Below are 18,139 nucleotides of genomic sequence, written 5' to 3' on the forward strand. Positions count from 1 at the left end.
AAATAGGGACGTATCAAATAAAAACCTATTGTCGGCAGGGACTTGTCAGCGTAATTTCCTGATTCCACCTCATCCCGGTGGCATCTGCGATCCAGTCTTGCGAGTCCTGCCATGACCCACCCCGTTTCCTGTCTCCCCGGCCTGCCGGCCGCCCAGGGTCTCTACCGCCCCGAATACGAACACGATGCCTGCGGCGTCGGTTTCGTCGCCCAGATCGAAGGGCATAAAACCCACACCATCATCCAGCAAGCGCTGAAGATCCTGGAAAACCTGAACCACCGGGGCGCGGTGGGAGCAGACGAACTGATGGGCGACGGGGCCGGCATCCTGATCCAGATCCCGGATCAGCTGTACCGCGAAGAAATGGCCAGCCAGGGCGTCACCCTGCCGCCGCCGGACGACTACGGCGTCGCCATGGTCTTTCTGCCCAAGGAAACCGCATCCCGCCTAGCCTGTGAACGCGAACTGGAACGCGCCGTACGCGACGAAGGCCAGGTCGTGCTGGGCTGGCGCGACGTGCCCATCGATCACGAGATGGCCATGTCGCCCACGGTGCGCGCCTGTGAGCCCGTCATCCGCCAACTGTTCATCGGCCGCGGCCCCGACATCATGGTGCCCGACGCGCTGGAGCGCAAACTCTACGTCATCCGCAAGACCGCCAGCCACGCCATTCAGCGCATGCAGCTGGCCCACGGACAAGAATATTTCGTTCCCTCGATCTCGGTGCGCACCGTAGTCTACAAAGGGCTGCTGCTGGCCAGCCAGGTCGGCGTGTACTACCGCGACCTGGCGGATACGCGGGCGACCTCCGCGCTGGCACTGGTGCACCAGCGCTTTTCCACCAACACTTTCCCCGCCTGGCCCCTGGCGCACCCGTACCGCATGATTGCGCACAATGGCGAAATCAATACGGTCAAAGGCAATTTCAACTGGCTGCGGGCGCGCGAAGGCGTGATGACCTCTGCCGTGCTGGGCGATGATCTCAGCAAGCTCTACCCCATCGTCTACGAAGGCCAGTCGGACACAGCGACTTTCGACAACTGCCTGGAACTGCTGGTCATGTCCGGCTATTCCCTGGCGCACGCCATGATGATCATGATTCCCGAAGCCTGGGAACAGCATGCCGACATGGACGAATCCCGCCGCGCCTTTTATGAATACCATGCGGCCATGATGGAACCCTGGGACGGCCCGGCCGCCGTGGCCTTTACCGATGGCCGCCAGATCGGCGCCACGCTGGACCGCAACGGCCTGCGTCCCGCCCGCTACCTGATCACCGACGACAATATGGTGATTCTGGCATCCGAAGCCGGCACGCTGCCCATCCCCGAACACCGCATCATCAAGAAATGGCGCCTGCAGCCGGGCAAGATGCTGCTGATCGACCTGCAGCAGGGCCGCATCATCGAAGACGCGGAAATCAAATCACAGCTGGCCAATGCGCACCCCTATCCGCAATGGATCCAGCGCCTGCGCATGAAGCTCGACGACCTGCCGACGCTGAAGGCCGATGATCTGCCTGCGCCCAGCGCCAGCCTGCTGGACCGTCAGCAGGCTTTCGGCTGGACACAAGAAGATTTCAAATTCATCCTGGAACCCATGGCCGAGACCGGCCAGGAGGCCATCGGATCCATGGGCAACGACGCGCCCCTGACGGTGCTGTCGGACCGGCCCAAGCCCTTCTATCACTATTTCCGCCAGATATTCGCGCAGGTCACGAATCCGCCGATCGACCCGATCCGCGAACAGCTGGTCATGTCGCTGGTGTCCTTCATCGGCCCCAAGCCCAATCTGCTGGACATCAACAACGTCAATCCGCCCCTGCGCCTGGAAATCAGCCAGCCGGTGCTGGATCAGGCCGCGATGGCGCAACTGCGTCACATCAGCCGCCAAACCAATGACAAATTCCGCTGCTGCGAACTGGACATCAGCTATCCGGTCGCCTGGGGCCGCGAAGGCATCGAAGCCTGTCTGGCGTCCCTGTGCGCCACCGCTGCCGACGCCGTGCGCAGCGGCGACAACATCCTGCTGCTGAGCGACCGCAAGGTCGATGCCGACCACGTCGCCATCCCGGCGCTGCTGGCGACATCCGCCATCCACCAGCATCTGATCCGCGCCGGCCTGCGCACCAAGACCGGCTTGATCGTGGAAACCGGATCGGCGCGCGAAACCCACCATTTCGCGCTGCTGGCCGGCTACGGCGCCGAAGCCGTGCACCCCTGGCTGGCCCTGGAGACCCTCACCGCACTGGAATCCAAGATCCCCCACGCCACGGAAAATTACATCAAGGCCATCGGCAAGGGCTTGAAAAAGGTCATGTCCAAAATGGGCATCTCGACCTATATGTCCTACACCGGGGCGCAGATCTTCGAGGCCGTCGGCCTGCATAGCAGCTTGGTGAAAAAGTACTTTACCGGCACGCCCAGCAACATCGAAGGCATCGACATCTTCCAGGTGGCGGAAGAAGCCCTGCGCACGCATCAGGCGGCCTTCAGCAACAACCCCGTCCTGGCCGACCGCCTGAGCGAAGGCGGCGAATACGCCTTTCGCATCCGCGGCGAAGAGCACCTGTGGACGCCGGACTCCATCGCCAAACTGCAGCACGCGACCCGCGCCAACAACTATTCCACCTTCAAGGAATACGCCCAGCTCATCAACGACCAGTCGCGCCGCCACATGACGCTGCGCGGCCTGTTCGAGTTCCGCGTGGACCCCGCCCAGGCTATTCCCCTGTCCGAAGTCGAACCTGCCAAGGAAATCGTCAAGCGATTTGCCTCCGGCGCCATGTCGCTGGGTTCGATTTCCACCGAAGCCCACACCACGCTGGCCGTGGCCATGAACCGCATCGGCGGCAAATCCAATACCGGTGAAGGCGGCGAAGACGCCCTGCGCTACCGCGACGAAATGCGCGCCGGCAAGCCCACCGTGCGCAAGGGTGACACGATCGCCTCGGTCCTGGGCAAGGACCGCATCGTGGCCGACATCCCGCTGGCGGCCGGCGACTCGCTGCGCTCGCGCATCAAGCAGGTGGCATCCGGGCGCTTCGGCGTCACGGCTGAATACCTGTGCAGCGCCGACCAGATCCAGATCAAGATGGCCCAAGGCGCCAAACCGGGCGAAGGCGGCCAACTGCCGGGCCACAAAGTCACCGACTATATCGCCCAGCTGCGTTATTCCGTGCCGGGCGTGGGCCTGATCTCGCCCCCGCCGCATCACGACATCTATTCCATCGAAGACCTGGCCCAGCTGATCCACGACCTGAAGAACGTCAACGACCGCGCCTCCATTTCCGTGAAGCTGGTGGCCGAAGTCGGCGTGGGCACCGTCGCCACCGGCGTCGCCAAAGCCAAGGCGGACCACGTCGTGATCGCCGGCCACGATGGCGGCACCGGCGCATCCCCCGTTTCGTCCATCAAGCACGCCGGCATCCCCTGGGAACTGGGGCTGGCCGAAACCCAGCAGACGCTGGTGCTCAACCGCCTGCGCAGCCGCATCCGCGTGCAGGCGGACGGCCAGATGAAGACCGGCCGCGACGTGGCGATCGCCGCCATGCTGGGCGCCGACGAAGTCGGCTTTGCCACCGCGCCGCTGATCGTCGAAGGCTGCGTCATGATGCGCAAATGCCACCTGAACACCTGCCCGACAGGCGTGGCGACCCAGGACCCGACGCTGCGCAAGAAATTCAACGGCAAGCCGGAATACGTGGTGAATTATTTCTTCTTCGTCGCCGAAGAAGTCCGTGAAATCATGGCGCAACTGGGCATCCGTACCTTTGACGAGCTGATCGGACGGGTGGACCTGCTGGACATGCGCAAGGGCATCAGCCACTGGAAGGCTCACGGCCTGGATTTCAGCCGCATCTTCCATCAAGTGCCGACCAACGATCCCGTGCGCCACACCGACAGCCAGGATCACGGCCTGGACCACGCCCTGGACCACCAGCTGATCGACCGCAGCAAGGCCGCCCTGGAGCGTGGGGAAAAGGTCTCTTTCATCACGCCGGTACGCAACCGCAACCGCACCATCGGCGCCATGCTGTCGGGTGAAGTCGCCCGGCGCTACGGCCACGAAGGCCTGCCCGACGACACCATCCACATCCAATGCAACGGGGCGGCGGGCCAGAGCTTTGGCGCATTCCTCGCCCACGGCATCACGCTGGATCTGGTGGGCGAAGCCAACGACTACGTCGGCAAGGGCCTGTCCGGCGGACATCTGATCGTGCGTTCCCCCAATGATTTCCGGGGTTTCGGGCCGGATCACATCATCGCCGGCAACACCGTGCTGTATGGCGCGACCGGCGGCGAGGCCTATTTCAACGGCGTGGCCGGTGAACGTTTCGCCGTGCGCAATTCCGGCGCCGTCACGGTTGTCGAAGGCACCGGCGACCATGGCTGCGAATACATGACCGGCGGCACCGTCGTCGTCCTGGGCGAAACCGGGCGCAACTTCGCAGCCGGCATGTCCGGCGGCGTCGCCTACGTCTGGGATCCGGAACACATCTTTACCCGGCGCTGCAACCCGGACATGGTGCAGCTCGACCCCATGAGCACGCACCAGGCCCAGCAACAGGCGGGCGAGGTCCAGTTCTGGCATCACCAGAGCCGCGACAGCGACCGCGAGACCGACGAAACCATCGTGCGCCGTCTGGTGGAAAACCATTTCCGCCACACCGGCAGTTTCCGCGCCCGGGAAATCCTGGACGACTGGAATCAGGCCCGCCGCGCCTTTGTCAAAGTCACCCCGACCGAATACCGCCGCGCACTGGGCGAACTGTGGCAAGCCGCCCAGGCCCGCAGCCTGGCTGCCTGAAGGAATACCGCATCATGGGAAAAATCACTGGTTTCATGGAGTTCGACCGGATCAAGCCGGTCTACGAGGCCCCCGAAAGCCGCCTGCGCCACTGGAAGGAATTCGTCCCGCCGCTGACGAACGAGGAAGCCCGCATCCAGGGCGCCCGCTGCATGGACTGCGGCGTGCCATTCTGCACCCACGCCTGTCCGGTCAACAACATCATCCCCGACTGGAACGACCTGGTCTACCGGCAGGACTGGAAGCGCGCCCTGGATACTTTGCTGTCGACCAACAACTTCCCGGAATTCACGGGCCGCATCTGCCCCGCCCCCTGCGAGGCCGCCTGCACCCTGAACCTGAACGACACGGCGGTGGGCATCAAATCCATCGAACACACCATCATCGAGCGCGGCTGGCAGGAAGGCTGGGTCGTCCCTCAACCCCCGGCGCGCAAGACCGGCAAGAAAGTCGCCGTCGTCGGTTCCGGCCCCGCCGGCCTGGCCTGCGCCCAGCAACTGGCCCGCGCCGGCCACAGCGTGTCGGTCTATGAAAAGAGCAACCGCATCGGCGGACTGCTGCGCTACGGCATCCCCGATTTCAAGCTGGAAAAAACCCATATCGACCGGCGCCTGGCGCAAATGGAATCCGAAGGCGTGGAGTTCTTCCCCTCCACCTACATCGGTCGGGCGGAAGACGCCGATGACGGCCTGACCGTCATCACCCCCGACGAACTGCTGGCTCACCACGATGCCGTGGTGCTGGCGGGCGGCAGCGAACAGCCCCGCGACCTGCCCGTGCCCGGGCGCGAGCTGCGCGGCGTGCATTTCGCCATGGACTTTCTGCGCCAGCAAAACAAGATCAATCACGGCGACCGCATCGCCAAACCCATCAATGCCAAAGGCAAGCATGTGGTGGTGATCGGCGGCGGCGACACCGGATCCGACTGCGTGGGCACCAGCAACCGCCAGGGCGCGGCGTCGGTCACGCAATTTGAACTGATGTTCCGCCCGCCGGAAGAAGAAAACAAGATGCTTTCCTGGCCCTACTGGCCGATCAAGCTGCGCACTTCGTCCTCGCACGAGGAAGGCTGCCAGCGCGACTGGGCCGTGGGCACCCAGGCCTTCGAAGGCAAGGGCGGCAAGGTCGACAAACTGGTCGCCACGCGTCTGGAATGGCTGAAGGACAAGGCCACCGGCCAGATGAAGATGCGCGAGGTCAAGGATTCCCGTTTCGACATCCAGGCCGATCTGGTGCTGCTGGCCATGGGTTTCGTCTCGCCGGTGCGTTCGGTGCTGGACGCCTTCGGCGTCGATGTCAGCAGCCGCGGCAATGTGCAGGCCAATACCGACGACTACTGCAGCTCACGCGCCAAGGTATTCGCCGCCGGCGACATGCGGCGCGGCCAGTCTCTGGTGGTCTGGGCCATCCGCGAAGGCCGCCAGTGCGCGCGATCCGTGGATGAATACCTGATGGGGGCGTCGCAGCTGCCGCGCTGAATGCACGCAGCAGCGGGACGGGAAGGATCAATGCGGAATGCTGATGTCCTTCCAGCCGGGATGATCAAAGTACTCGCCATAGCGGTTCAGCGACTGCGCCAGCTGCACCACCCCCGATGCGCGTGATTGCCCGGTTTGTTTGCCGCCCACCGCTTCGGCGCCGCCGATCATGTCCGCCAGGATGACGTGCAAGGCGGCATCGGCTTCGGGGGCGAGCTTGCAGTGCTCGACGATATAGGCGAATTCCTGCTTGGCCTGCACGCCCAGCGCATCATATTGCGCGTCGCCCAGCGTGCCCGCATGCGCAGCAGGCAGCGCCGTATCTACGGCCTGCGTCAGTTTCCCCATGGCCAGACGCAAAGCTGCGTCGGTTTCCCATTTCTGGCCGTGATTCAGCGTCAGAGGGGTGGCGGACGCCGCATCATGCTGGTGGGCATCGGCGGCAAAGGCCGGCCCGCTTGCAATGGTCAGGGGGGCCGCCAATGCCAGCGTCAGGGCAAGATGGGAGAAATGCGTTTTCATGCGTCGATTCCTGTCTAAATTCATGGAAATGTCGATATGACACCTCTATCAACGCGCCAGCCTGAAAAAAGTTCCCCCCGCAGACAGAGCGCTAGCGATGCAGATGTTCCGCCTGAGATGCCTGCTCGCCATATTCCTGCAACAGCAGCGCTTTGAGCGCGGACTGCTGACCGGCATTCAGCACATCACGCTCGGCCAGCAGCTGCGCGATCACGCGCTTTTGCTGACCATCCTGCAAAGCTGCAATACGCGTTTGCAAGCCGGACAGCTTCTGCCGGTCCGGCTGATCCGCAAAAATCTCATCCAGCAAGGTCTGACGCAGCACGCGGATATCCGCCCAATTGGCTGCCAGGTCCTGCAGGAAAGGAGGCTCCAGCGCATCCCAGGCCGCCCGCTGACTTGCATCCAGCCCCAGACGGTCCGCCAGGGCGGTTGACGGCGCGTGCTGCTCTCCGCCGGCCACCGACCCATACCGGTAAGCAGCCATGCCGACAAAGCCCACATTCAGGGCCAGAGACAGAATGCACAAGGTTTTCATCATCCGGGATGTCATGACGGCTCCTTCGGTGTTCCACACAGTTCAGCGGCCGCACACAAGCCGCCCGGCGGCACCGGGCTGAAAAGCCCCAAACGCATCTCCACCGCCACCGGGCGCGATGGCGCAACTGGCGTCCAGGACAGGTCGGCCAGGCCCACCCCCGCCATCAGCGATGCCGCTGCCGTCACACCCAGAGGCATCCAGGTTCTCCAGCGCTGCCAGGCGCGGGACGGCCAGACGCGCCGCCGAGCGGATGGCGCTGCCGCATATGGACGGGAAAAATCCTGCCCCAGCGCCGGGGAAGGCAAAGCCTGCAGTTCTGCGGATAAAGCGCGCAAGACATTCAGCTCTGCCGCGCAGATCGGACAGCGTTGGACATGCGCCGTCATCAGCTCCCGGCGCGCGCCGATCCATTCCGGATCCAGGCAGGCTGACAGCAAGGCGGTTCTGGGGCAAGGCATGGATTTCTCCTTTATTGATGTCGCAGGACTGCCAGCAGGGCGGCTCTCGCCCGGGCAAGCCGGGACCTGACGGTACCCAGATTCAGTTCCAGGGTCCGAGCGATGTCCTCGTAGGACATCTCCTCGATTTCTCGCAGCAGCAGGATGTCACGGTGCGCCGCCGGCAGCTCGGCCAGCGCAGCCTCCAACTGCCGAACTCGCTGCAGGGATTCCAGGCGCTGCTCGGGTCCCGGCGCCGCGTCCGGCGTCTCCAAGGCCTCATCCAGCGGCTCGAAGGTCACGCGTTTTGCCCGGCGCAGGTGATCCAGCGCCAGATTGTGCGCAATGCGAAACAGCCAGGTCCGGAACCGGGCTTCCGGCCGCCATGACGGAAGCGCCTGGAACGCCCGTACAAAAGTATCCTGCGCCAGTTCGCGCGCCGTCTCGGGGATGCCGGTCATCCGCGTCAGATAGCGATGCACGCCCCCTTGATGGCGTTTGACCAGCCATGAAAAGGCATGCCGATCCCCAGCGCCGGCACGCAGCGCATATTGGGTATCGTCAGGGTCGGCATCCATACTCACACAAGCTCCAACGCACGGCGCCGGGAAAAGTTCCCTGCACCTGCGATGATAGCGTGCGCACCTGGGCGTCCTGGCCCGCGCAATACCACGGCGGCGGACACTGCCCACTGCGCCGCTCGCATGGAAAAACGGCATAGCAGGTACAATTCCCTTGATATCTAAAGGCCAGATCCATTGCCATGACCACGCCCCCCGACCCTCTCGTGACTTTCGCCGGCGTCTCGCTGGGCTACGGCGAATTCACAGTGCTGCGCGACATCGACCTGCAGGTCATGCCGGGACAGGTCGTGGCCATGATGGGCGGCTCGGGGTCGGGCAAGACCACGCTGCTGCGCGCCGTCACCGGCCAACTGCAGGCCCAGGCAGGCGACATCACCGTCTTTGGCCGCCACATGACCGGACTGCAGGGCGAACCGCTGCGCGAAGTCCGCCAGCGCATGGGGGTGCTGTTTCAGGGCGGCGCCCTGTTCACGGATCTGGACGTGTTTGAAAACGTCGCCTTCCCCTTGCGCGAACACACCTGCATTTCCGAACAACAGATCCTGGATCGCGTGCTGGACAAGCTGCAGGCCGTTGGCCTGCGACACGCGGCCCACCTGCGCATCGCCGAGATCTCCGGCGGCATGGCGCGGCGCGTGGCCCTGGCGCGCGCTGTCGTCCTGGAACCCGAACTGATCCTGTACGACGAACCCTTCGCCGGCCTGGACCCGATTTCCCTGGGCATCACGGCGCAGCTGATCCGCGACATGACGGACAAGCTGGGCTGCGCCTCCATCCTGATCACCCACGACGTGGCGGAATCCTTTGCCATCGTCGATCAGGTCTACCTGATCGGCCAGGGCCGCCTGATGGCCCAAGGCGCACCGGCGGAACTCTCCGCTTCCCAGGACGACTACCTGCAGCAGCAATTCCTGCAGGGGCGGCCTGACGGCCCGATCGGCTTTCACTATCCGCTGACCCCGGCTTTCGAACGCTGGCTGGCGGCCCGACGGGGGACGGCATGAACGCGCTATCGCGCCGCATCGCAGCGCTGGGGCATGGCGTCGTCGCCATGCTGACAGGCCTGGGGGCATTCGCCCGCCTGTTTTCAGCCATCCTGGCCCGCAGCAACATCCTGTGGCGCCGGCCAGGGCTGGTCTCCCAACAAGTGCACTTCATCGGCAACTACTCGCTGCTGATCATCAGCGTCTCGGGCCTGTTTGTGGGCTTCGTGCTGGGGTTGCAGGGTTACTACACCCTGAACCGCTACGGTTCGGAAGAAGCCCTGGGTCTGCTGGTGGCGCTATCGCTCACCCGCGAACTGGGGCCGGTGGTGACCGCCCTGCTGTTTGCCGGTCGCGCCGGCACCTCGCTGACCGCCGAGATCGGCCTGATGAAGGCCGGCGAACAACTGTCCGCCATGGAAGTCATGGCCGTCGACCCGATCCGGCGGGTACTGACGCCGCGCTTCTGGGGCGGCGTCATCGCCATGCCGGTGCTGGCGGCGGTCTTTTCCATGGTCGGCATCCTGGGCGGCTGGTTCGTCGGCGTCGTGCTGATCGGCATCGACCCGGGCGCCTTCTGGTCGCAGATGCAAGGCGGGGTGGATGTCATCGACGATGTCCTCAATGGCGTCATCAAGAGCCTGGTATTCGGCATCGTGGTCACGCTCATTGCACTGCACCAGGGCTGGACCGCCTTGCCCACCCCAGAAGGGGTATCACGCGCCACGACGCGCACGGTCGTCAGCGGCGCATTGGCCGTACTGGGGCTGGATTTCCTGCTGACGGCGCTGATGTTTGCGCACTAAGGATCATTTCATGACACGCGAAAAAACCGATTTCTGGGTAGGACTGTTCATTCTGCTGGGCCTGATCGCCCTGGTGTTCCTGGCGCTGCGGGCCGGCAACATGAGCTCCTTTTCTTTTGCGCCCACCTACCGGGTCCAGGCGTATTTCGACAATGTCGGCGGCCTGAAGGTCCGCGCGCCGATCAAAAGCAGCGGCGTCGTCGTCGGGCGCGTGGCATCGATCGGCTTCGACAACCAGCGTTTCCAAGCCACCGTCGTCCTGGATCTGGAAAAAACCTATCAATTCCCGACCGATACATCGGCATCGATCCTGACCTCGGGGCTGCTGGGCGAACAGTACATCGGCCTGACGCCGGGCGGCGAGGACAAGCACCTGGCCGACGGCGGCGCCATCCAGTTCACGCAGTCCGCCGTCGTCCTGGAAGACCTGATCAGCAAATTCCTGTATAACTCGGCTGAAAAAGAAGGCTCTGCCGCAGCACCTGCCGCCGCCGCAACCCACTGACGTCGACCGCCCCCTTATCATTTAGATACCCCATGACAACGACAGCCCCCGCACGCCCCTCTTCGCCCCGCAGCAGCCGCACGACGCGCACCGTCCTGGCCCTGGCAGCCGTGGCCTTGTTGGCAGGCTGCGCCCAGGTACCCCACCCCTCGCCCAACGATCCGTGGGAATCCTACAACCGGGGCATGTACAGCTTCAACGACACCCTGGATCGCGCGGTCCTCAAGCCCATCGCCACCGGCTACGAGACCGTCACGCCGCGCCCCGTGCGCACCTGTGTCCACAATATCTTCAGCAATCTGGGTGATGTCTGGTCAGGCATCAACAGCCTGCTGCAAGGCCGCGGGCGCGACTTCGTCGATACCTTCGGGCGGGTGCTGTTCAACTCCACCGCCGGCCTGGGCGGCTGTATCGACATCGCATCGATGCATGGCGCCCGCAAGATTCCCAACGACTTCGGCATGACCCTGGGCGTCTGGGGCTTTGGCCAGGGGCCCTACTTCGTCCTGCCTTTCCTGGGACCCAGCACGGTACGCGACGGGGTCGGCACCGCCGTCACACTGGTCGCCCCCGTGACGCCGACCGCCGCCGTCTTTGCCATCGACGATGTCCCGGTTCGTAATTCGATTCTGGGCCTGTACATCGTGGATACCCGCGCCAATCTGCTGGAAGCCGAACGCCTGGTGGACCAGATCGCACTGGATAAATACAGCTTCATCCGCGATGCCTACCTGCAACGCCGCAAAGCGATGCTGGACAGCCGGGCGCAAAGCGAGCGCGCCAGCACCGAAGACTCGCTGAACCAGATGCCCGCAGACAACCTGCCCGTATACGACGACCCGGAAGCCGATACCGCCCACTAACCCCCTGGCCGGCCCCGCTTTCGCCGGACCGGCGACACACTGGCGCCGGACATCCCATCCGACGCGCTGGAGCTTCGAATGATGACTCGCTTTTCTCTTGCCAATCTGTACCGCAGCCTTCAGGCCTGCCTGCTGGGCGCCGTGCTGGCGCTGGGCTTTCTGCCCGCCGCACAGGCTGAACACCCCGTCGATCCCAAGGCCGCGCCCGATGTGTTCCTGGGGGCGGTGGCCAATAATATGCTGGACGCCGTCAAGGCAGATCCCCTGGCCCTGAAAGGCGACGTCAGCCACATCACGGCCCTGGTGCGCCAATATGCACTGCCCTATGTGGACATGAACAAGACAACGCGCCTGGCGGCCGGTCGCTACTGGCGCCAGGCATCCGCTGCGCAACAAGGCGCCCTGGTCCAGGCCTTCACCGGCACGCTGATCCGTACTTACAGCGGGGCCTTCACGCGCGTGACGCCTGACACGGTCATCACATTGCTGCCGTTTCGGGGCGATGCGCAGGCTGACGACGCAGTCGTGCGCACGACGGTCTCTCAGCCCAACAGTCCGGCCATCGGGGTGGATTACCGGATGGGCCAGACCGATACAGGCTGGAAAGTCTATGACCTGAACGTCGAGGGCATCTGGCTGATCCAGAACTACCGCAACCAGTTCGCCCAGGAAATCAACCGCAACGGCATCGACGGGCTGATCAAGGCCTTGAACGCAAAAAGCGGGCAGTAGGGCGCGGGCTTAGCACGCCCAGGCAACATTCCCGGTTCACCGCTTATAATGCCCGATGGCGCTCATTTCGAAGCGCCATTGCCTGCCCATGCCCGCTCTCGATCTGCAACACGTCTCCAAAATCTACGCCCCTGCTCGCCTGTCGCTGCGCGACCGGTTGATGGGCCGCCCCGCACCCACTGGATTTCAGGCGCTGCACGATGTCAGCCTGACCGTCGAACACGGTGAAATCTTCGGCCTGCTGGGCCCCAACGGCGCGGGCAAAACCACCCTGATTTCCATCCTGGCCGGCCTGGCGCACGCCACTAAAGGCAGCGCGCGGGTATGCGATTTCGACGTCGTCGCCGATTTCCGCCGCGCCCGCCAATCCCTGGGCGTCGTCCCCCAGGAACTCGTCTACGACCCCTTTTTCACCGTCCGCGAAACCCTGCGCCTGCAGTCCGGCTATTTCGGCCTGCGGCGCAATGACGACTGGATCGACGAGATTCTGGACAATCTGGGCCTGCTGGACAAGGCCGACACCAATATGCGCGCCCTGTCGGGCGGCATGAAACGCCGCGTGCTGGTCGCCCAGGCATTGGTGCACCGCCCGCCCGTCATTGTGCTGGACGAACCCACGGCAGGCGTCGACGTCGACCTGCGCCGCACGCTGTGGGATTTCATCACCCGCCTGAACCAGGCGGGCCATACCATTTTGCTGACCACGCACTATCTGGAAGAAGCCGAATCCCTGTGCGGACGCGTAGCCATGCTGAAATCCGGCCGCCTCGTGGCGCTGGACACCACCCAGGCCCTGATGGCCCGGTTCGGCGGCGCCGGCCTGGAAGACGCCTTTGTGCACATCATGCACGACGATTCTTTGCTAGAGGCCGAGCTATGATCCGCCCCGTCTCACAGGTCCGCCCTGCCATGGGTTCCGGTTTCCCGACCCTGCTGCACAAGGAACTGATGCGTTTCTGGAAGGTCGGCACGCAGACCATCGCCGCGCCCGTCGTGACGGCCTTGCTCTACCTGCTGATCTTTTCCCATGTGCTGGAAGACCGCGTACAGGTCTACGGCAGCCTGTCCTACACCGCCTTCCTGATCCCCGGCTTGATCATGATGAGCATGCTGCAAAACAGCTTTGCCAACCCGTCCTCGTCCCTGATCCAGAGCCGCATCACGGGCAACCTGATCTTCGTGCTGCTGCCGCCCTTTTCACATCGGCAGATCTTCTCCGCCTATCTGGTGGCAGCCGTCGTGCGCGGCCTGGTCGTCGGCGCCTGTATCTGGGCGGTAGCCCTGTTTTTCATGCGCCTGCCGGTCACGGAACCCGTCTGGCTGCTGGTCTTCGCCATTCTGTCCTGTTGGATCCTGGGCACCTTGGGCTTGATCGCCGGCCTGTGGTCGGAAAAATTCGATCAGTTGGCCGCCTTCCAGAATTTTTTGATCGTGCCGGCGACTTTTCTATCCGGCGTGTTCTATTCCATCCACAGCCTGCCGCCCTTCTGGCAGACCGTGTCGGGCTGGAATCCGGTGTTCTACATGATCGACGGATTCCGCTACGGCTTTTTCGCCGTATCCGACGTTTCGCCCTGGCATGGACTGGCCGTCGTGCTGTCCGTCGCCGTGGTCCTGAGCCTGTTCGCCTTGCGCCTGCTGGCGCGGGGCTACAAATTACGGAGTTAAGCCATGCAGCCGACCCCCGAACACGTCCGCCAGTACATCGCCGACCACCTGGAATGCGAGCACCTGGAAGTCTATGGCGATGGCGCCCACTTCGAGGCCCTGATCGTCAGCAAAGCCTTCGAAGGCCAGAACACCCTGACCCGCCACCGCACCGTCTATCAGGCGCTGGGCGACCGCATGCGAGCGGAAATCCACGCCCTGTCGATGCGCAACCTCACCCCGGCGGAATACGCCGCCGCCCAGGAAAACAATGGATAAACTCCTGATTCAGGGCGGCCGCCCGCTGCACGGAGAAGTCACCATCTCCGGCGCGAAAAACGCCGCCCTGCCGATTCTGTGCGCCGCGCTGCTGACCGATGAAGCGCTGGTGCTGAACAACATCCCCGCGCTGCGCGACATCGGCACCACCCTGACGCTGCTGGAACGCATGGGGGTGCGCACCCACCGCCCCGGCGACGAACAGGTCACGCTGCAGGCAGACCAGCTCCACAGCCAGGAAGCCCCCTACGAATTGGTGAAAACCATGCGGGCCTCCATCCTGGTGCTGGGGCCGTTGCTGGCGCGCTTTGGTCGCGCCCGCGTCAGCTTGCCGGGCGGCTGCGCCATCGGCCAGCGCCCCGTGGATCAGCACATCAAGGGTCTGGCCGCCATGGGCGCCCGTATTCACATCGACCATGGTTTCGTGGTCGCCGAAGCCGACCGCCTGCGCGGCGCCAACATCCTGACCGATATGGTCACGGTGACCGGCACTGAAAACCTGCTGATGGCCGCCACTCTGGCCGAAGGCCGGACCGTCCTGGAAAACGCAGCCTGCGAACCCGAAGTCGTGGATCTCGCCCGCCTGCTGATCGCCATGGGCGCCCACATCGAAGGCCACGGCACGGACCGCATCACCATCGAAGGCGTCGAACGCCTGCACGGCGCGCACCACCAGGTGGTGCCGGACCGCATCGAAGCCGGCACCTTTTTGTGCGCCGTGGCCGCCACGGGCGGCGATATCACCTTGCGCCGCGCCGCGCCCGACACCCTGGGCGCTGTGCTGGACAAGCTGCGCGACGCCGGGCTGGAGATCACCACCGGACCGGACTGGATCCGCGCCCGCATGACCGCCCGCCCCCGCGCCACCGGCTTTCGCACCAGCGAATACCCCGGCTTTCCCACCGACATGCAGGCGCAGCTGATGGCGCTGAACACGCTGGCCGACGGCACCGCCGTCATCACCGAAAACATCTTTGAAAACCGCTACATGCACGTGCAGGAACTCTGCCGCATGGGGGCCGACATCGAAATCGACGGCCACACCGCCGTCGTTCAGGGACACGAGAACCTGCTGGGCGCCACCGTCATGGCCACGGACTTGCGCGCCTCCGCCAGCCTGGTCATCGCCGGCCTGGCCGCCCAGGGCCAGACCACGGTCGAACGCATCTATCACCTGGACCGGGGCTACGAACGCATGGAACACAAGCTCCAGGCGCTGGGCGCAGACATCCAACGTATTCAATAGGCAACCGCACATGGCACAAGCCCCGCTGACCCTGGCCCTGTCCAAAGGCCGCATCTTCGAAGAAACCCTGCCCTTGCTGGCGGCGGCAGGCGTGGGCGTGCCGGAAAACCCGGAAACCTCGCGCAAGCTGATCCTGCCGACCGATTCCGACGCCCTGCGCATCATCATCGTGCGCGCCTCCGACGTGCCCACCTACGTGCAATACGGCGCGGCGGATTTCGGCATTGCCGGCAAGGACGTGCTGCACGAACACATGGCCCAGCATCCCGGCGGCCTGTACCAGCCCACCGATCTGAACATCGCCCGCTGCCGCCTGTGCGTCGCCGCCCCCGAAGGCTTCGATTACCAGACCGCCGTGCGCCAGGGTTCGCGTCTGCGCATCGCCACCAAATACGTGCGCGCCGCCCGCGAACACTTTGCCGCCAAAGGCGTGCACGTGGATATCATCAAGCTCTACGGCTCCATGGAACTGGCGCCGCTGGTCGGACTGGCCGACGCCATCGTCGATCTGGTGTCCTCGGGCGGCACGCTGCGCGCCAACCATCTGGTCGAAGTCGAAGAAATCCGCCAGATCTCGTCGCGCCTGATCGTCAACCAGGCCGCCCTGAAAATGCATGGCCCGCGCCTGCAGCCGTTTCTGGACGCCTTCGCCCAGGCCTCCGTACAAATGGCCTGACGCCCGCCGCCACCGTGCAAATTCGGTAAGATAGGCCTTTACACCCTTGTTGCCGTCATGTCTCTGATCAACCGCCTGGATGCCCGCTCCGCTGATTTCGACGCGGACCTGACCCGCCTGCTGGCCTACGATGCCTCGCAGGACGAAACCATTGAATCCACGGTGCGCGACATCCTGCACGACGTGCAAACGCGCGGCGACGCGGCGGTGCTCGACTACACCGCCCGCTTCGACCGGGTGCAGGCCGGCCAACTGGCCGCATTGGAAGTCCCCCGCGCCGACTGGCAATCGGCGCTGGACACCCTGCCTGCCGATCAACGCGCAGCACTGGAATCCGCCGCCGACCGGGTGCGCCGCTACCACGAACACCAACGCGCCGAGACCTGGACCTACACAGAACCCGACGGCACGATGCTGGGCCAGCAGATCACCCCGCTGGACCGCGTGGGCCTGTATGTGCCGGGCGGCAAGGCCGCCTACCCTTCGTCCGTGTTGATGAACGCCATTCCGGCCAAGGTCGCGGGCGTGCCGGAACTCATCATGGTCACGCCCACCCCTGGGGGCGTGCGCAATCCGATGGTGCTGGCTGCCGCCGCGCTGGGCGGCGTCGACCGGGTCTTCGCCATCGGCGGCGCCCAGGCCGTCGGCGCCCTGGCCTACGGCACACAGACCCTGCCCGCCGTGGACAAGATCGTGGGGCCGGGCAACGCCTATGTGGCGGCTGCCAAACGCCGCGTCTTCGGCACGGTCGGCATCGACATGATCGCCGGTCCGTCCGAAATCCTGATCGTGGCCGACGGCAGCACACCCGCCGACTGGCTGGCCATCGACCTGTTTTCCCAAGCCGAGCACGACGAACTCGCCCAGGCTATTCTGCTGTGTCCGGACGCCGCCTACCTGGACGCCGTCTACGCCGCCATCGAACGCCTGTTGCCCGACCAGCCCCGCGCCGACATCCTGCGCGTCAGCCTGGCCAATCGCGGCGCCCTGATCCAGACGGCCGACCTGGACCAGGCCTGTGCCATCGTCAACCGCATCGCGCCTGAACACCTGGAAATCTCCACCCGCGACCCGCAGACGCTGCTGCCGCAGATCCGCCACGCCGGCGCCATTTTTCTGGGCGCTTACAGTTCCGAATCCCTGGGCGATTACTGCGCCGGACCCAACCATGTCCTGCCCACCGCCCGCACCGCCCGCTTTTCCTCACCCCTGGGCGTGTATGATTTCCAGAAGCGCAGCAGCCTGATCCAGGTCTCGGCGGACGGCGCCCAGACGCTGGGCCGCATTGCCGCCACCCTGGCCACCGGCGAAGGCCTGCACGCCCACGCCGCCAGCGCCTCGCTGCGCCTGAATACACCGGCCTGAAGCCGCCCCGCCCGACCGATCAGGATCAACCCCCGCCATGCGCACTGCCACCATCGAACGCAACACCCAGGAAACCCGCATCCGAGTCACCGTCAATCTGGACGGCACGGGCGCCCGCACCCTGAATACCGGCGTCCCGTTTCTGGACCACATGCTGGACCAGATCGCCCGCCACGGCCTGTTCGACCTGGACATCCATTGCGACGGCGACACCCACATCGATGACCACCACAGCGTCGAAGACGTCGGCATCACGCTGGGCCAGGCCTTTGCGGCGGCAGCCGGCAACAAAGCCGGTCTGCGCCGCTACGGCCACGCCTATGTACCGCTGGATGAATCGCTTTCCCGTGTGGTGGTGGACCTGTCCGGGCGTCCCGGCCTGTTCTACCACGTGGATTACGCCCGCGCGCGCATCGGCGCCTTTGACGTGGATCTGGCCCGGGAATTCTTCCAAGGCTTCGTGAACCATGCCCTGGCGACCGTGCATATCGACAATCTGCGCGGGGAAAACGCCCACCACCAGTGCGAGACCATCTTCAAGGCCTTTGGCCGCGCCTTGCGCATGGCCACCGAAGTCGACCCCCGCGCCGGCGGCACGATCCCCTCGACCAAGGGCGCGCTCTAAACACCCCGCCGATCCAGACCGCCACCCACCCAGGATTCCCG

At 64.6% G+C, this 18,139-nt stretch carries 18 protein-coding genes; 14 read left to right on the forward strand and 4 right to left on the reverse strand.

Annotated elements, in window-relative coordinates:
* The first annotated feature begins 111 nt into the window (after positions 1–111).
* On the forward strand, positions 112–4,809 hold the full coding sequence (locus VDP79_RS13165) for a glutamate synthase-related protein (protein ID WP_323018635.1): 4,698 nt from the start codon (positions 112–114) through the stop codon (positions 4,807–4,809).
* A gap of 14 nt (positions 4,810–4,823) precedes the next feature.
* Positions 4,824–6,287 (forward strand): glutamate synthase subunit beta, encoded by a 1,464-nt coding sequence (locus tag VDP79_RS13170; protein WP_323018636.1) that lies wholly within the window; start codon positions 4,824–4,826, stop codon positions 6,285–6,287.
* A 27-nt stretch (positions 6,288–6,314) separates the two neighbouring features.
* On the opposite strand, the gene VDP79_RS13175 is transcribed toward VDP79_RS13170, so the two are convergent.
* The 4 genes from VDP79_RS13175 to VDP79_RS13190 form a co-directional block, all read right to left on the reverse strand.
* Positions 6,315–6,809, reverse strand: a complete 495-nt coding sequence (locus VDP79_RS13175; protein ID WP_323018637.1) for a hypothetical protein — start codon at positions 6,807–6,809, stop codon at positions 6,315–6,317.
* Positions 6,810–6,900: 91 nt separating this feature from the next.
* Positions 6,901–7,362, reverse strand: a complete 462-nt coding sequence (locus VDP79_RS13180) for a Spy/CpxP family protein refolding chaperone (RefSeq protein ID WP_323018638.1) — start codon at positions 7,360–7,362, stop codon at positions 6,901–6,903.
* Positions 7,359–7,808 carry a zf-HC2 domain-containing protein gene (locus tag VDP79_RS13185; protein ID WP_323018639.1) on the reverse strand — a complete coding sequence of 150 codons (450 nt, stop codon included), beginning with the start codon at positions 7,806–7,808 and terminating at the stop codon, positions 7,359–7,361. The genes VDP79_RS13180 and VDP79_RS13185 overlap by 4 nt, the downstream gene beginning before the upstream one ends.
* An 11-nt stretch (positions 7,809–7,819) precedes the next feature.
* The gene (locus tag VDP79_RS13190; protein WP_323018640.1) at positions 7,820–8,365 is read right to left on the reverse strand and encodes an RNA polymerase sigma factor; all 546 of its coding nucleotides are present in this window, start codon (positions 8,363–8,365) and stop codon (positions 7,820–7,822) included.
* A 185-nt stretch (positions 8,366–8,550) separates the two neighbouring features.
* On the opposite strand from VDP79_RS13190, the gene VDP79_RS13195 reads away from it, so the two are divergent.
* The 12 genes from VDP79_RS13195 (at position 8,551) to hisB (ending at position 18,098) form a co-directional block, all read left to right on the forward strand.
* A complete protein-coding gene (locus tag VDP79_RS13195; RefSeq protein WP_323018641.1) occupies positions 8,551–9,375 on the forward strand; it encodes an ABC transporter ATP-binding protein in 825 nt (274 codons plus the stop codon).
* Positions 9,372–10,160: a lipid asymmetry maintenance ABC transporter permease subunit MlaE gene (mlaE, locus tag VDP79_RS13200; RefSeq protein ID WP_323018642.1), complete on the forward strand. Its 789-nt coding sequence runs from the start codon at positions 9,372–9,374 to the stop codon at positions 10,158–10,160. Before VDP79_RS13195 ends, mlaE begins: the two co-directional genes overlap by 4 nt.
* A 10-nt stretch (positions 10,161–10,170) precedes the next feature.
* Positions 10,171–10,665, forward strand: a complete 495-nt coding sequence (gene mlaD / locus VDP79_RS13205; protein WP_323018643.1) for an outer membrane lipid asymmetry maintenance protein MlaD — start codon at positions 10,171–10,173, stop codon at positions 10,663–10,665.
* 32 nt (positions 10,666–10,697) lie between these two features.
* Positions 10,698–11,528 (forward strand): VacJ family lipoprotein, encoded by an 831-nt coding sequence (locus VDP79_RS13210; protein ID WP_323018644.1) that lies wholly within the window; start codon positions 10,698–10,700, stop codon positions 11,526–11,528.
* An 81-nt stretch (positions 11,529–11,609) separates the two neighbouring features.
* On the forward strand, positions 11,610–12,260 hold the full coding sequence (locus tag VDP79_RS13215; protein WP_323018958.1) for an ABC transporter substrate-binding protein: 651 nt from the start codon (positions 11,610–11,612) through the stop codon (positions 12,258–12,260).
* A gap of 88 nt (positions 12,261–12,348) precedes the next feature.
* Positions 12,349–13,140 (forward strand): ABC transporter ATP-binding protein, encoded by a 792-nt coding sequence (locus VDP79_RS13220; protein WP_323018959.1) that lies wholly within the window; start codon positions 12,349–12,351, stop codon positions 13,138–13,140.
* A complete protein-coding gene (locus tag VDP79_RS13225) occupies positions 13,137–13,928 on the forward strand; it encodes an ABC transporter permease (RefSeq protein ID WP_323018645.1) in 792 nt (263 codons plus the stop codon). Before VDP79_RS13220 ends, VDP79_RS13225 begins: the two co-directional genes overlap by 4 nt.
* Positions 13,929–13,931: 3 nt before the next feature.
* The gene (locus VDP79_RS13230) at positions 13,932–14,186 is read left to right on the forward strand and encodes a BolA family protein (protein ID WP_323018646.1); all 255 of its coding nucleotides are present in this window, start codon (positions 13,932–13,934) and stop codon (positions 14,184–14,186) included.
* Entirely contained in the window at positions 14,179–15,432 is a 1,254-nt protein-coding gene (murA, locus tag VDP79_RS13235) for a UDP-N-acetylglucosamine 1-carboxyvinyltransferase (RefSeq protein WP_323018647.1), read from the forward strand. The genes VDP79_RS13230 and murA overlap by 8 nt, the downstream gene beginning before the upstream one ends.
* A gap of 10 nt (positions 15,433–15,442) precedes the next feature.
* Entirely contained in the window at positions 15,443–16,108 is a 666-nt protein-coding gene (gene hisG / locus VDP79_RS13240; protein WP_323018648.1) for an ATP phosphoribosyltransferase, read from the forward strand.
* A gap of 57 nt (positions 16,109–16,165) precedes the next feature.
* Positions 16,166–17,473 (forward strand): histidinol dehydrogenase, encoded by a 1,308-nt coding sequence (gene hisD / locus VDP79_RS13245; RefSeq protein WP_323018649.1) that lies wholly within the window; start codon positions 16,166–16,168, stop codon positions 17,471–17,473.
* 37 nt (positions 17,474–17,510) lie between these two features.
* Complete coding sequence (gene hisB, locus VDP79_RS13250; RefSeq protein ID WP_323018650.1) at positions 17,511–18,098, forward strand: imidazoleglycerol-phosphate dehydratase HisB; 588 nt, start codon at positions 17,511–17,513, stop codon at positions 18,096–18,098.
* The last annotated feature ends 41 nt before the right edge of the window (positions 18,099–18,139 follow it).

It is taken from the genome of Castellaniella sp. (genome assembly GCF_034675905.1).
In the GTDB taxonomy this organism is placed as follows: Bacteria; Pseudomonadota; Gammaproteobacteria; order Burkholderiales; family Burkholderiaceae_B; genus Castellaniella.

What these genes read in the sequence shown, in the direction of transcription:
- VDP79_RS13165 (WP_323018635.1), top strand. Translation starts at nt 112, where the DNA reads ATGACCCACCCCGTTTCCTGTCTCCCCGGCCTGCCGGCCGCCCAGGGT.
- VDP79_RS13170 (WP_323018636.1), top strand. Translation starts at nt 4,824, where the DNA reads ATGGGAAAAATCACTGGTTTCATGGAGTTCGACCGGATCAAGCCGGTC.
- VDP79_RS13175 (WP_323018637.1), bottom strand. Translation starts at nt 6,809, where the DNA reads ATGAAAACGCATTTCTCCCATCTTGCCCTGACGCTGGCATTGGCGGCC.
- VDP79_RS13180 (WP_323018638.1), bottom strand. Translation starts at nt 7,362, where the DNA reads ATGACATCCCGGATGATGAAAACCTTGTGCATTCTGTCTCTGGCCCTG.
- VDP79_RS13185 (WP_323018639.1), bottom strand. Translation starts at nt 7,808, where the DNA reads ATGCCTTGCCCCAGAACCGCCTTGCTGTCAGCCTGCCTGGATCCGGAA.
- VDP79_RS13190 (WP_323018640.1), bottom strand. Translation starts at nt 8,365, where the DNA reads ATGGATGCCGACCCTGACGATACCCAATATGCGCTGCGTGCCGGCGCT.
- VDP79_RS13195 (WP_323018641.1), top strand. Translation starts at nt 8,551, where the DNA reads ATGACCACGCCCCCCGACCCTCTCGTGACTTTCGCCGGCGTCTCGCTG.
- mlaE (WP_323018642.1), top strand. Translation starts at nt 9,372, where the DNA reads ATGAACGCGCTATCGCGCCGCATCGCAGCGCTGGGGCATGGCGTCGTC.
- mlaD (WP_323018643.1), top strand. Translation starts at nt 10,171, where the DNA reads ATGACACGCGAAAAAACCGATTTCTGGGTAGGACTGTTCATTCTGCTG.
- VDP79_RS13210 (WP_323018644.1), top strand. Translation starts at nt 10,698, where the DNA reads ATGACAACGACAGCCCCCGCACGCCCCTCTTCGCCCCGCAGCAGCCGC.
- VDP79_RS13215 (WP_323018958.1), top strand. Translation starts at nt 11,610, where the DNA reads ATGACTCGCTTTTCTCTTGCCAATCTGTACCGCAGCCTTCAGGCCTGC.
- VDP79_RS13220 (WP_323018959.1), top strand. Translation starts at nt 12,349, where the DNA reads ATGCCCGCTCTCGATCTGCAACACGTCTCCAAAATCTACGCCCCTGCT.
- VDP79_RS13225 (WP_323018645.1), top strand. Translation starts at nt 13,137, where the DNA reads ATGATCCGCCCCGTCTCACAGGTCCGCCCTGCCATGGGTTCCGGTTTC.
- VDP79_RS13230 (WP_323018646.1), top strand. Translation starts at nt 13,932, where the DNA reads ATGCAGCCGACCCCCGAACACGTCCGCCAGTACATCGCCGACCACCTG.
- murA (WP_323018647.1), top strand. Translation starts at nt 14,179, where the DNA reads ATGGATAAACTCCTGATTCAGGGCGGCCGCCCGCTGCACGGAGAAGTC.
- hisG (WP_323018648.1), top strand. Translation starts at nt 15,443, where the DNA reads ATGGCACAAGCCCCGCTGACCCTGGCCCTGTCCAAAGGCCGCATCTTC.
- hisD (WP_323018649.1), top strand. Translation starts at nt 16,166, where the DNA reads ATGTCTCTGATCAACCGCCTGGATGCCCGCTCCGCTGATTTCGACGCG.
- hisB (WP_323018650.1), top strand. Translation starts at nt 17,511, where the DNA reads ATGCGCACTGCCACCATCGAACGCAACACCCAGGAAACCCGCATCCGA.